The following is a 12666-nucleotide window of genomic DNA, read 5'->3' on the forward strand; positions in this document are numbered from 1 at the left end:
GCGGCAGCGCGAGCGGTGACCGGGCGAACCCTCAGTACGTGTCGCTCGCGAGGATCAGGGCGGCGGCGCCGATCAGGCCCGCGTCCTGGCCGAGCGACGCGGGCACCACCCGCAGGCGGCGGGCGAACGCCATCCGGGCGTGCTCCCGCAGCGCCTCCTCCAGCGGGCCGAACAGCGGCTCCCCGGCCTGTGACAGGCCGCCGCCGATGGTGACCAGGTCCAGGTCGCACAGGTGGGTGGCGGAGGCGATGGCGATCCCGAGCGCCCGGCCCGCCCTGCTCATGGCGGCCACGGCCACCTCGTCGCCCGCCCGCGCGTCCGCCGCCAGCGTCCGCGCGGTGACGGCCCGCTCCTCCTGGTAGTCACCCTGAGCCGCGGGATCGCCCGGGGTCCAGCCGCGGCCGAGCGCCCAGGCGGTCAGGGCGGGGCCGCGCGCGACCGCTTCCAGGCAGCCGTGGCCGCCGCAGCCGCACGGCGGCCCGCCGTCCGGGTCCACCACCACGTGCCCGATGTGCCCAGCGTTGCCGGTGCCGCCGTCGACCAGCCGTCCACCGAGGACGAGCCCGCCGCCGACGCCGGTCGAGACCACCATGCCCAGCATGTCCGCCACGCCCCGCCCGGCGCCGCGCCAGTGTTCGGCCACCGCCAGGCAGATGGCGTCGTTGTGGACCCGTACCGGAACCCCGGGGAACAGCCCGGAGAGCCGGGCACGCAACGGGAAGCCCCGCCAGCCGGGGATGTTGAGAGGTGAGACCACGCCGGACGGCCACTCCATCGGCCCGCCGCAGCCGACGCCCACGCCCGCGACCCCGTCGGAGAGCGGGCCGATCACCTCGCGCAGGGCCCGCCAGAGCGTCTCGGCGTCCGCGTCCTGCGGGGTCGCCGCACGCCTGGTCTCCACGATCGCCCCCTCGGGGGACACCCGGGCGGCCGCCAGCTTGGTCCCGCCGACGTCGACCGCCAGGATCACTCTCCGCCCGCCGAGGAGAACACCAGGACCGACGCCGTGAACCCGTGCACGTGGTTGTGCCCGCCCACCGGCCCGACCTCGCCGGCCGCGAAGAAGCCCGCCACGCCGATCGGCCCCAGCGTGTCGCGCAGCGCCAGCGGGTCGTGGTCGGCGGTGCCGAACATCGCCGACCCGCGCCCGTTGCACGAGAACAGCAGCGCCCCGTCGACCCTGCCCAGCTCCTGCCGGTGCGCGTCGAGCATGTCGTACAGGTCCTCGTCGGCGGTGGCCGCGTCGCGCACCTGGAAGCGCACCGTACGGCCGATCTCCACGATGTCGCCGATGGCCACCGCCTCGCGCTCCGGGTCGATGCCGATCACGCCGCGGATCAGGAAGTCGCCGCGCTCGTGGCGCTCGGCGTACTCGTCCATGGCGAGCCCGATCTGCAGCCCGGCGGCGACCAGCTCGCGGTCGTCCTCGTCCAGGTCGGTGACGATGTCCTCCAGCCGGGACAGCGCGGGCTGCCCGGCCAGCTCCAGCAGCAGGTTCTCCTCGGCGCGGGTGACGACCATGTTGGGCCCGATCGGCCGGCAGCCCTGGCTGACCACGGTGGTCACGTTGACGGACCCGCTGATCAGGACGCCGATGGCGCCCTCGGTGTACATCTCGCCGTCGGCGAACAGCCGCACGGAGCCGCGCCCCTGCACCCCGTTGGCCAGCCCGCCGACCAGCGGCAGGTCGCCGAGCACGTCCATGGAGCGCTCGACGAAGGCGTCGGCCGGGAACGAGTACGGGTCGGCCAGCAGGATCGCCACGTGGTCGTCGGGGCTGCGCTCGGGCAGCCCGACCACCACGAACCGGTCCTCGGCCGTGAGCGTCTCCAGCGCGAACGTGGTCAGCTCGGCCCCTTCCAGGGTGGCCGCCCAGGCGCTCACGGAGGGCGTCAGCTCCACCCCGGTGTCGCCGCCGATCACGCCGGTGGCGCTGCAGCCGATCACATGCGCGTCGGGCGCCATCCGCATCGCGCGCTCGCCCGCTCTGGCCACGTCGTCGGGGTCGTCGCCGCACACGAAGAAGCAGACCAGGTCAGCCTGGCCGCTGAGTCGCGACAGGGCCTGGTTCACGGCCCTCTCCGCGGCTCCCACCAGGTCGGAGTCCACGGCGAGGCCGTCGGCGAAGCGGCTTGTCATCACTGCCACGCGTCTCGCCTCCCTCTGCTGGTCCAAGTACCCTAGGCCCGATTCTCCCCACTAACGGACCGAGCACGCATACGAACCGTGACGGAATAGCCGAGATCCTGATATCTCCACCAGATGCGAAACTCCCTGCCGCATCGCGTCCGGGGGACGTAGTCTCGATCCCGTGCATCAGCCTCGTATTCTGCGCGAGTTGCGAGAGAGCGGCCACGTTCATCGCACCGTAAAAGCCGAGGTCCGCGAAAACCTGCTGGCCAAGCTCCGGGCGGGCGAGCCCCGCTTTCCCGGCATCGTGGGCTTCGACGACACTGTCCTGCCTCATCTCGAACGGGCGCTGCTCGCCGGTCACGATCTGGTCCTGCTCGGTGAGCGCGGCCAGGGCAAGACCCGGCTCATCCGCACCGTCGCCGGCCTCCTCGACGAGTGGACGCCCGTCGTCGAGGGCTGCGAGATCAACGACCATCCGTACGCTCCGGTCTGCGGACGCTGCCAGGCCCTGGCCGCCGAGCTGGGCGACGAGCTGCCCGTGGCGTGGAAGCACCGCGACGAGCGCTACGGCGAGAAGCTCGCCACGCCCGACACCTCGGTCGGCGACCTGATCGGCGACATCGACCCCATCAAGATCGCGGAGGGCCGGCGGCTCGGCGACCCGGAGACCGTCCACTACGGCCTGGTGCCGCGCACCAACCGCGGCGTGTTCTCCGTCAACGAGCTGCCCGACCTGGCCGAGCGCATCCAGGTGTCGCTGCTCAACGTGCTGGAGGAGCGCGACATCCAGGTCCGCGGCTACAACCTGCGGCTGCCGCTCGACATCCTGCTCATCGCCAGCGCCAACCCCGAGGACTACACCAACAGGGGCCGGATCATCACCCCGCTGAAGGACCGCTTCGGCGCCGAGATCCGCACCCACTACCCGACGTCGGTCGAGGACGAGCTGACGCTCATCCGCCAGGAGTCCGTGCCCGACATCGGGGCGGACGTGCCCGAGCACCTCGTCGAGGCCATCGCCCGCTTCACCCGCCTGGTGCGCGAGTCCACCGCCGTCGACGCCCGGTCGGGCGTGTCGGCCCGGTTCTCGATCGCGGCCGCCGAGACCGCCGCCGCCTCGGCCGTGCGCCGGGCCGCGCTGGCCGGCGAGGAGCAGCCGGTGGCGCGGGTGTGCGACCTCGGGCCCGGGGTCCACAGCCTGCGCGGCAAGGTGGAGTTCGAGGTCAGCGAGGAGGGCAGGGAGACCGAGATCCTGGCCCACCTGCTGCGCCGGGCCGTCGCCGAGACGTTCAGGAGCCGGCTGGGGGGCATGGACCTGTCGCCGCTGACCGACAAGTTCGCCGAGGGCAACCAGGTGGAGTCGGGCGAGCTGGTGCCGGCCGGAGAGCTGCTCCGCCGCATCGGCCCGGTCCAGGGGCTGGCCAAGATCATGTCCAGGCTGGGCATGGGCGCCGGCGACGAGTCGCCCGGTCACGCGGCCGCCGCCCTGGAGTTCACGCTGGAGGGCCTCTACCTGATGCGCCGGCTGTCGAAGGACGACCTCGACGGGGTCACGGTCTACCGGACATGACGGGCATCCCGGCTCGGGTTAGCGTGGGTTCGTGATGGCCTACCGCTACGGCGAGTACCACGACGGCCCGGATCCCCTCGCTCCGCCCTACGACGTGCGGGCGGCGCTGGACGAGATGGGCGACGCCATCCTGTCCGGCTCGACCCCGGTGCACGCGCTGCGCGACCTGCTCAAGCGCGGCCTGCCCGGGGCCCGCGACCGCCGCGGCCTGGACGACATGCTGCGCGAGGTGCGGCGGCGGCGGCGGGAGCTGCGCGAGGGCGGCCGGCTCGACGGCACGCTCGAACGGGCCAGGGCGTTGCTCGACAAGGCCGTCGGCCAGGAGCGGGCCGAGCTGTTCCCCGACCCGGCCGACGACGCCAGGATGCGCGAGGCCGAGCTCGACTCGCTGCCGGAAGACACGGCCAGCGCCATCCAGCAGCTGAGCTCGTACGAATGGCGCTCGGAGGCGGCCCGGCGGACCTTCGAGGAGCTGCGCGACCTGCTGCGGCGTGAGGTGCTCGACAGCCAGTTCAGGGGCATGCGCGACGCACTGGCCAACCCGGACCCGGAGGCGATGGAGCGGGTCCGGCAGATGATGACGGACCTGAACGACATGCTGGACAAGGACGCCAGGGGCGAGCACACCCAGGCGGACTTCGACGCCTTCATGGCCAAATACGGCGACATGTTCCCGGAGAAGCCGCGCAACCTCGGCGAGCTGGTCGACGTCCTGGCCCGCCGCGCCGCGGCCACCCAGCGCATGCTCGCCTCCATGACCCCGCGCCAGCGCGAGGAGCTCGGCAACCTGATCAACCAGACCCTCGACCAGGCCGGCCTGTCCGAGCAGATGCGCCGCCTCGGCGAGGCGCTGCACGCCCGCCGCCCCGACCTGGCGTGGGACTCCAGCGAGCGGATGACCGGCGACGAGCCGCTGGGCATGGGCGACGCCGTCACCGCCCTGGAGGAGCTGGCCGACCTGAGCCGGCTGGAGTCGGCGCTGCGCCAGGACTATCCGGGCGCGCGGCTGGACGACATCGACGAGACCGCGGTCCGCCGCGCCCTGGGCCGCTCCGCGGTCGACGACCTGGAGGCGCTCAAGCGCATCGAACGCGAGCTGGAGGAGCAGGGCTATCTCCTGCGCCGCCGAGGCAAGCTGGAGCTGACCCCCAAGGCGGTGCGGCGGCTCGGCGAGACCGCGCTGCGCCGGGTGTTCTCCTCGCTCGACGCCGGCCGGCGCGGCGACCACGACCAGCACGACGCCGGCTCGGCCGGCGAGCTGACCGGCTCGTCACGGCCCTGGCGGTTCGGCGACGAGCAGCCGCTCGACGTGGTGCGGACCCTGGTCAACGGCGTGCGCGCGGGCGGCCTGCGCACCACCGGCGACGGCCCGTCCGTGCGGCTGTCGGTGGACGACTTCGAGGTGGCCGAGACCGAGCGGCGCACCGCCGCGGCCGTCTGCCTGCTGGTCGACCTGTCGTACTCGATGGCGCTGCGCGGCACCTGGGCCGCGGCCAAGCAGACCGCGCTGGCCCTGCAGGCGCTGGTGTCGTCCAAGTTCCCGCAGGACGCCGTGCAGATCATCGGCTTCTCCAACTACGCGAGGGTGCTGCAGCCGGACGAGCTGGCGGGCCTCGACTGGGACATGGTCCAGGGCACGAACCTGCACCACGCGCTGCTGATCGCCGGCCGCCACCTGGACCGCCACCCCGACTTCGAGCCGGTGGTGCTCGTGGTGACCGACGGCGAGCCGACCGCCCACCTGCTGCGCAACGGCCACTCCGCCTTCGAGTGGCCGCCGTCGCCGGAGACGCTGGAGCTGACTCTGGCCGAGGTCGACAAGATGACCCGCCGCCGGGCCACGATCAACGTGTTCATGCTGGCGGGCGACGACCGGCTCAAGGACTTCGTCGACGAGGTGGCCCGCCGCAACGGCGGGCGCGTCTTCTCCCCCAGCGCCGACCGGCTGGGCGAGTATGTGGTCAGCGACTTCCTGAGAGTGCGCCGGGCGCGCTGGCGCTAGCGGTGTAGTAGTCGAGCGCCACGTCGAAGCCGTCGCGGCAGTTGCGGTGGGAGCGGTAGCAGGGGCGCCAGGCGGTGCTGGAGCCGAGGCCGGCGCGGGCGTCGCGGAGCGCCTCCGGCACCCGCTCCGGCCGGGGCACCAGCCCGTTGCCGAGGTAGCGGACGCCGGTCAGCTCGGTGCGGCCGCCGGCCTCGCCCGCGACGAGACGGCCCAGCCGCCACCCGCTCTCCTCGTCCCACACCAGCGCGGCGCCGTCGGCGAGGCGGATCGTCGCCTCGCGCGGCTCGCACGGGCCTTCCCACCATCCGCCGGCCTCGGCCCCGAGCTCCTCGACGACCCGGCTCACGTAGCGGCTCGGCTGGTGAAGCCACTCGTCCGAGTACGGCTCGACATGCCTGATGGCCACGGACGGCACCCCCTTGTGCCCTAAGAGTAAGGAAAAAGCAGCGGTCAATAACCCTACCCGCGATGAACGGATGCCGTCGCCCGCGCATCTAGTCATTACGGGCGATATTCGCTTCGTTTACGGGGAAGGAGGGAGCACCTATGTTCGCCATGATTGTTTTGATCGTGCTGATGGTCGTCGCCGTCACAGCCATGGAGTTGATCATGCGCAGCTCCCCCGAGGGCAAAGAGAGTGTCGAGTCTCCCTTCGAGATCGTCGGGGACTAGTCTCTCCCGCATGTCGACCCTGTTTCTTCTGCTGCACGTCGGGTTCGCGATCTTCACCCTCGGCCCGCTGACCGCGGCCCTCATGGCCGCGCCGCGTGCCATCAGGGGCAAGAACGTGCCCGTGCTGCGCAACATCGAGCGCACGACCCGGATCTACGGTTTCGCGTCGCTGGGCGTGTTCGTGTTCGGCCTGGTCCTCGGCATCGTCATGGGCGGCGGTGTGCTCGGCCGGTGGTACATGAGCGCCTCGATGACGCTGTTCATCGTCGGGATCGTGCTGCTGTTCCTCATCGACCGTGACCTGCGCGCCGCCACGAAGGCCCTCGCCAGCGAGGACACCGGTGACGACGCGCAGGTCCAGAACGGCCGGATCGCCGCGATCGGCGGCCTGCTGGCGCTGATCTGGCTGGTGATCCTGGTCCTGATGATCGTGCCTGAGTGATCAGGCGAGGGCCCGGGTGAGGTCGGCGAGCAGGTCGTCGACCGTCTCGATGCCCACCGACAGGCGCACCAGGTCGTCCGGCACCTCCAGCGGGGAGCCGGCCGCCGAGGCGTGCGTCATCCTGCCCGGGTGCTCGATGAGCGACTCGACCCCGCCGAGCGACTCGCCCAGCGTGAACAGCTCGGTGCGGCCGCACACGTCGACGGCCTCCTGCGCGCCGCCGGCCACCCTGAACGACACCATGCCGCCGAAGCGCCGCATCTGCTTGGCCGCGGTCTCGTGGCCGGGGTGCTCGGCGAGCCCCGGGTAGAGCACCTCGGTCACCTTCGGGTGCGCCAGCAGCAGGTCGACGACCCGCTCGGCGTTGTCGCAGTGACGGTCCATGCGCACGCCGAGTGTCTTGAGCCCGCGCAGCGTCAGCCACGCGTCGAACGGCCCGGCCACCGCGCCCATCGCGTTCTGGTGGTAGGCCAGCTCCTCGCCCAGCTCCCGGTCGGCGGCCACCAGCGCGCCGCCGATCACGTCGGAGTGGCCGCCGATGTACTTCGTCGTGGAGTGCACGACCACGTCGGCGCCGAGCGCGAGCGGCTGCTGGAGGTACGGCGAGGCGAAGGTGTTGTCGACGACCAGCAGCGCGCCGTTGTCGTGGGCGAGCTGGGCCAGCGCCGCGATGTCGTTGACGCCGAGCAGCGGGTTGGTCGGCGTCTCCACCCAGACGACCTTCGTCTTCTGGGTCATCGCCGCCGCCACCGCGTCGAGGTCGCCGAGCGGCACCGGGTCGAAGTGCAGGTCCCAGCGCTCGTAGACCTTCGAGAACAGCCGGTAGGTGCCGCCGTACGCGTCGTTCGGGATGATCACGTGGTCCTGCGGCCGGCACACCGCGCGGAGCAGCGCGTCCTCGGCGGCCAGGCCGGAGGCGAACGCCAGCCCGCGCGTCCCGCCCTCCACCGCGGCCAGCGCCTCCTCCAGCGCGGTCCTGGTGGGGTTGGCCGAGCGGCTGTATTCGTAGCCGTTGCGCAGGCCGCCCACGCCGTCCTGCTTGTAGGTGGACGTGGCGTATATGGGCGGCACCACCGCGCCGGTCACGGGGTCCGGGTCCTGACCTGCGTGGATCGCCAAAGTTTCGAAACCATTGGTCATACCGCCACGGTAACGGACCCGGCCCGCGATCCGGTCCCCTGCGGATCGCGGGCCGGGCCCCGGCGCCGTTCCCCGACGGCGCCATGGACGCTCGCGGCCCCTGCGAAGGCGCGAGCCCGTCTCTCAGGCCGCCGTGTGCTCCTCCGCCCGGCGGGTCTCGCGGCGCGGCAGCGGCACCACGCGGTCCTGGTCGATGTAACGGCCGCTCGCCCCCTGGGCGGGCTCGCCGTTGATGCGGGAGAGCAGCACGGGGTCGGTCAGCGCCAGCAGCACCCCGACGAGGAGCCCGGCACCCAGCAGGACGAATCCGATCGTCACCATTTCTTGCCCCCTTCTCGGACATATCCAGAATCGGGCAATGGAGGGCTGTGGCGCCTCGGCTGAAGTGCCGGTCCGCGCGGTGGGGGGTCAGCCGAATGACTGATACGACTTATCCGACTTGCGACTTACTCTCAAGGGCGTGGGGGACTCCAAACGCGTCGTGTACTGGGTCCGCCGGCTGAGTGAGATCGCCATGCTCGGCTGGCTGGGCCTGATGCTCCTGGCCGACCTCGCGGTCGCCGCCGGCGGCCTCGGCGGCGGCCTGCAGTGGCTCGTGTTCGTCGCCGGCAACGCGGGCATCGCCGCCGTGATCCTCCGCCGTCGCCACCGCGTCGAGACGTACGGGATCATGCTGTGCCTGTCGTTCGCCGTGTCGGTGCTCATGGGGGTGACCGGGACCTCCGGCGTGCCGGGGGCGGCGGAGACGGGCGCGCTGCTCATCCTGATGCTGGGCGTGCTCCGCCACGTCGAGCCGGTCAGGGACGCGGCGATGCTCGCCGTCGCCGGGCTGATCGTGCTCATGGCCGAGTCCATCGGCCGGGCGTCCACCATGGAATCGCTCGCCTACTCGTTCATGCTGTTCGCCGGCTGGTCGACGATCGCGGGCGTCGGCGGCTACCTCCGCTTCCAGCAGGAGCGCCGCAAGGAGGCCGTGCACTCCGTACGGCGCGCCGAACGGCTGGAGCTGGCCAGGGAACTGCACGACCTGGTGGCCCACCACATCACCGGCATCGTCGTCCAGGCCCAGGCGGCGCGCACCGTCGCCACGACCAGGCCGGAGGCGGTCCTGCCCGCGCTGGACGCCATCGCCGCGGCGGGCGGCGACGCGCTGACCTCCATGCGCCGGATGGTGACCGTGCTCCGCGCCGAGGAGGCGGCCCGCACGCCCGGCAGCTCACTGGCGGACCTGCGGCTGCTCACCGAGCGGTTCTCGGCGGAGGGGCCCAAGGTGGCGTTCGAGATCGGCTCCGGGATCGACGACCGGACTCTGCCGCCCGAGGTCCTCACCACCCTGCACCGGGTGCTCCAGGAGGCGCTCACCAACATCCGCAAGCACGCCCAGCAGACCGCGTGGGTCGAGGCCGACCTGAGGCGCCACGACACGGCGGTGGTGCTGCGCGTACGCAACCACGGCTCGGCCGCCAATCCCCGCCTGGCCCGCCTGGGCGGCGGCTTCGGCCTGGTGGGCATGGCCGAACGCGTCGAAGCCCTCGGCGGCCGCCTGCACGCCGGCCCCACCCCCGAAGGCGCCTGGCAGGTCACCGCCGAGTTCCCGCTCTCCTGGTCAGGAGCCTGACCCGTACGCCTGGTGGAACCGCTCCTCGCCCAGGGCCGCGAGGGTTCTGGCCGTGATCCGGTCGACGTCGTGGCGCTCGCCGTGGGCGAGCGGGGTGCCCACGGCCTCACGGAGCGCCGCCGCACGGCCCAGGAGCGTCGCGGCGCGGCCGGGGTCGCCCGCCAGCGAGTACGCTCCCGCCAGCCCCTCCAGAGCGAGCGCCTCGGCCCTGGGCTCGCCGAGGGCGGCGTCGTAGCCCTCCCGGTGCAGGGCCAGGGCCGTCTCCGCGTCGCCCCGCTGCTCGGCGGCGAAGCCGAGCTCCGCCAGGAAGAACGCCAGGCCCGGCGTGCCCCCCACCTCGCGCAGCCAGCCCAGCCATCGCACCAGCAGCTCCTCGGCACGCTCGTACCGCCCCTGCCGCCGGGCGCTCATGGCCAGGCCCAGCTCGGCGTGCTCCTCCGCCGACTTGTACGACTGCTCGACGGCCAGGCGGCGGGCCCGCTCGTGGTAGTCGTCGGCGCGGGCGTGGTCCCCGGCAAGCAGCGCGATCCGCCCGACGGCCGACAGCCTGAACGAGACCTCGGAGCCCAGCTCCTCGGCCAGCTTCAGCTCCTCGTGCCGCAGCCGCTCGGCCTCGGCGTAGTCGCCGCGCTTCTCGGCCAGCCGGTCGAGGCTGTCCATCGCCTCGATCTGCCCCCACCCGTCACCGAGTTCGCGGAAGATCGCCAGGCTGCGCTCGGCGTCGCGGCGCATCCCCGGCAGGTCACCGCGCCGCTCGGCCAGCTTGGACCTGAGTGCCAGCACCGCGGCCACGCCCCACCGGTCGCCCAGCTCCTCGTACGCCCGCAGCGCCCGCCCCGCCGCCTCCTCGTGCGCGGCGAGGTCCCCGTACGCCCACCGCACGTGGCTGAGGAACCAACCGGCCAGCGCCCGGCCTCCCAGGTCCAGATCCTCGTACGGGACGGGCGTCGCGGTCTCCCCGGTCGCCATCGTCACCCCGGCCAGCCACACGGCCGCCCGCGCCCGCTCCTGTCTGCCCACGGCCGCCTCCGGGCCGGTGGACGCGAGGGCCGCCGCCAGGGAGCGGCGGGCCTCGCCCAGCCTGCCCCGCAGGAACCAGTACCAGGCGAGGGCGTTCACCAGGCGCAGCGGGTCCGGCCCGGCGAGGGCGCGCCGGAAGTTGGCGCTCTCCTGGTCCAACCGGGTCAGCCACTCGCGTTGCCGCCGCCCCCGCAGCTCGGCCCGCTCGGCGAGCCGGGTGTAGTGGCGCGCGTGCCGCTCCCTGATCAGGTCGTCCTCGCCCGCCTCCCGCAACCGCTCCACGCAGTACGCCGACACCGACTCCAGCAGCCGGTAACGCGGTCCCGGGGTGACCAGGGACCGCTGGACCAGTCGTACCAGCACGTCCACCACGTCCACGCCGGGCTCCGCGCAGACCTCCTCGGCCGCCTCCAGCGTGCACCCGTCGGCGTGCGCGGCCAGCCGCCGCAGCACGATCCGCTCGGGTCCGGACAGCAGCTCCCAGCTCCAGTCGATCATCGCCCGGAGCGTCCGCTGCCGGGCGGGCGCGTCCCGCATGCCGGAGTTCAGCAGCCGGAACCGGTCGTCGAGCCGGGCGGCCAGTGCTTCGACGCCGAGCGCCCGTACCCGGGTGGCCGCCAGCTCCAGCGCCAGCGGGATGCCGTCGAGCCGCTCGCAGATGGCGGCCACGGCCGGACCGGGCTCGATCCCCGCGCGATCGGTGAACAGGCGCACCGCCGCGTCCCCGGAAAGGGGCGGCACCACCCTGACGTGCTCGCCCGTGACGCCGAGCGGCTCCTGCCCGGTGACCAGCACGTCCAGTCCGGGCGCGGCCTTGAGCAGCGCGGAGACCACCTCGGCCGCCTGCTCGACCAGGTGCTCGCAGTTGTCGACGACCAGCAGCGTGCGCCGGGCCGCCAGCACGCGCGCCAGCCGGGGCAGCAGCGGCCCTGACGCGTCGTCCCGCACCCCGATCGCTCCCGCGATCGCCTCGGCCACGTCCCCCGCGCCGATCAGCTCGACCAGCCACACGCCGCCGGGGTACACCTCCGGCGAGGTCAGCCCGCCCGCCGCCGCCACGGCCAGCCGGGTCTTGCCCACCCCGCCGGGCCCGGCGAGCGTCACCAGCCGCCTCTCCCCGAGCAGGGCGCGCACCTCGGCCACGTCACCGTCCCGGCCGATCAGATCAGTGACGGGTGCGGGCAGATTGGTGCGCGCGCCCGGAGAACCGTCCACCGTACGAGAAGCGCCGGCCTGAGACGAGCCGGGTTGGAACAGGGCGGCATGAGACGGGGAGGTGCGGCGGGTCGGGAGGGACGGGTCCTGGCGGAGGATGGCCTGGTGCAGGTCCCTTACCTCGGGGGCGGGGTCGACGCCCAGTTCCTCGGCGAGCCGGGCGCGCAAGGCGGCGAAGGCCGCCAAGGCCTCGCTCTGGCGGCCGTCCCGGTACAGGGCCCGCATGTGGAGGGCGGTGAGGCGCTCGCGCAGCGGCTGCTCCGCCACCAGCGTGCCCAGGTCGACGGGCTCGCCGAGGGTCAGCCGGATCTCCGACAGCTCCTCCAGCGCCGTCAACCGCTGCTCGCCGAGGCGGGCGATCTCCGCGGTGGCGAAGCCCTCGTCGGCGAAGTCGGCGTACGCGGGCCCGCGCCACAGCGCGAGGGCCTCCTCGACAACCGCGGCGCGCCCCGGCGCCCCTCCCCCAGGAGAGACGGGGACGCGAGAGGTGAGCAGGGTACGGAAGAGGGCCGCGTCCACCGTCACCCCGTCGAGGCGGTACCCGGAAGGGCCGTGGCGCACCAGCGACGGCGAGCCCAGGGCGCGGCGGAGCTGGGAGACGCGGGCCTGGAGGGTGGCCGCGGGGTCGCGCGGCGGCCGGTCGCCCCAGAGGTCGTCGATCAGGCGGTCCGCCGGAACAGGGCCGCCATCGCGCGCCACCAGGGCCGCCAGTAGCACGCGTACCTTGCGATCGGGCACCCGCAGCGGCGCGCCGGCGTCCGACCACGCCTCCAGCGGCCCCAGCACTCCGATGCGCACCACGTCATGGTCAACCCGTGGCAGGCCGTAAGGATTTCCGAAGGGGCCCGCAACAG

The 12666-nt window shown here is 73.2% G+C and carries 11 protein-coding genes; 5 read left to right on the forward strand and 6 right to left on the reverse strand.

Features of this window, described 5'->3' with window-relative positions; genetic code table 11:
• Positions 1-31: 31 nt before the first annotated feature.
• Together ACIBF7_RS36785 and ACIBF7_RS36790 are read right to left on the reverse strand one after the other, a co-directional pair.
• The gene (locus ACIBF7_RS36785; RefSeq protein WP_271275796.1) at positions 32-970 is read right to left on the reverse strand and encodes an ROK family protein; all 939 of its coding nucleotides are present in this window, start codon (positions 968-970) and stop codon (positions 32-34) included.
• Positions 967-2139 carry an FIST N-terminal domain-containing protein gene (locus ACIBF7_RS36790; protein WP_148034262.1) on the reverse strand — a complete coding sequence of 391 codons (1173 nt, stop codon included), beginning with the start codon at positions 2137-2139 and terminating at the stop codon, positions 967-969. Before ACIBF7_RS36790 ends, ACIBF7_RS36785 begins: the two co-directional genes overlap by 4 nt.
• Before the next feature lie 172 nt (positions 2140-2311).
• Here ACIBF7_RS36790 and ACIBF7_RS36795 point away from each other — a divergent pair, with 172 nt between their 5' ends.
• Positions 2312-3703 (forward strand): sigma 54-interacting transcriptional regulator, encoded by a 1392-nt coding sequence (locus ACIBF7_RS36795; protein WP_219544060.1) that lies wholly within the window; start codon positions 2312-2314, stop codon positions 3701-3703.
• 34 nt (positions 3704-3737) lie between these two features.
• Positions 3738-5705, forward strand: coding sequence for a VWA domain-containing protein (locus ACIBF7_RS36800; protein ID WP_397199261.1), 1968 nt, complete (start codon positions 3738-3740; stop codon positions 5703-5705).
• On the opposite strand, the gene ACIBF7_RS36805 is transcribed toward ACIBF7_RS36800, so the two are convergent.
• A complete protein-coding gene (locus tag ACIBF7_RS36805; protein WP_261808295.1) occupies positions 5665-6111 on the reverse strand; it encodes a DUF6292 family protein in 447 nt (148 codons plus the stop codon). The genes ACIBF7_RS36800 and ACIBF7_RS36805 overlap by 41 nt on opposite strands.
• Positions 6112-6251: 140 nt before the next feature.
• Here ACIBF7_RS36805 and ACIBF7_RS36810 point away from each other — a divergent pair, with 140 nt between their 5' ends.
• Positions 6252-6377 carry a hypothetical protein gene (locus tag ACIBF7_RS36810; RefSeq protein WP_261808294.1) on the forward strand — a complete coding sequence of 42 codons (126 nt, stop codon included), beginning with the start codon at positions 6252-6254 and terminating at the stop codon, positions 6375-6377.
• Positions 6378-6387: 10 nt separating this feature from the next.
• Positions 6388-6819: a hypothetical protein gene (locus ACIBF7_RS36815; RefSeq protein ID WP_148029152.1), complete on the forward strand. Its 432-nt coding sequence runs from the start codon at positions 6388-6390 to the stop codon at positions 6817-6819.
• Here the strand turns inward: ACIBF7_RS36815 and ACIBF7_RS36820 are convergent, their stop codons facing one another.
• Together ACIBF7_RS36820 and ACIBF7_RS36825 are read right to left on the reverse strand one after the other, a co-directional pair.
• The gene (locus ACIBF7_RS36820) at positions 6820-7959 is read right to left on the reverse strand and encodes a cystathionine gamma-synthase (protein WP_345482904.1); all 1140 of its coding nucleotides are present in this window, start codon (positions 7957-7959) and stop codon (positions 6820-6822) included.
• A gap of 123 nt (positions 7960-8082) precedes the next feature.
• Complete coding sequence (locus ACIBF7_RS36825) at positions 8083-8280, reverse strand: hypothetical protein (RefSeq protein ID WP_397199202.1); 198 nt, start codon at positions 8278-8280, stop codon at positions 8083-8085.
• Between the two features lie 139 nt (positions 8281-8419).
• Here ACIBF7_RS36825 and ACIBF7_RS36830 point away from each other — a divergent pair, with 139 nt between their 5' ends.
• On the forward strand, positions 8420-9577 hold the full coding sequence (locus ACIBF7_RS36830) for a sensor histidine kinase (protein WP_397199203.1): 1158 nt from the start codon (positions 8420-8422) through the stop codon (positions 9575-9577).
• On the opposite strand, the gene ACIBF7_RS36835 is transcribed toward ACIBF7_RS36830, so the two are convergent.
• Positions 9566-12610, reverse strand: a complete 3045-nt coding sequence (locus ACIBF7_RS36835; protein WP_397199204.1) for an AfsR/SARP family transcriptional regulator — start codon at positions 12608-12610, stop codon at positions 9566-9568. The two genes, ACIBF7_RS36830 and ACIBF7_RS36835, sit on opposite strands and share 12 nt — an antisense overlap.
• Positions 12611-12666: the final 56 nt, after the last annotated feature.

Origin of the sequence: Nonomuraea sp. NPDC050478 (assembly GCF_044458265.1) — a bacterium.
Taxonomy (GTDB): domain Bacteria; phylum Actinomycetota; class Actinomycetes; order Streptosporangiales; family Streptosporangiaceae; genus Nonomuraea; species Nonomuraea ferruginea.

Coding starts and splice junctions, on each gene's coding strand:
- ACIBF7_RS36790 (WP_148034262.1), bottom strand. CDS start 2,139: ATGACAAGCCGCTTCGCCGACGGCCTCGCCGTGGACTCCGACCTGGTG.
- ACIBF7_RS36820 (WP_345482904.1), bottom strand. CDS start 7,959: ATGACCAATGGTTTCGAAACTTTGGCGATCCACGCAGGTCAGGACCCG.
- ACIBF7_RS36825 (WP_397199202.1), bottom strand. CDS start 8,280: ATGGTGACGATCGGATTCGTCCTGCTGGGTGCCGGGCTCCTCGTCGGG.
- ACIBF7_RS36800 (WP_397199261.1), top strand. CDS start 3,738: ATGGCCTACCGCTACGGCGAGTACCACGACGGCCCGGATCCCCTCGCT.
- ACIBF7_RS36815 (WP_148029152.1), top strand. CDS start 6,388: ATGTCGACCCTGTTTCTTCTGCTGCACGTCGGGTTCGCGATCTTCACC.
- ACIBF7_RS36810 (WP_261808294.1), top strand. CDS start 6,252: ATGTTCGCCATGATTGTTTTGATCGTGCTGATGGTCGTCGCCGTCACA.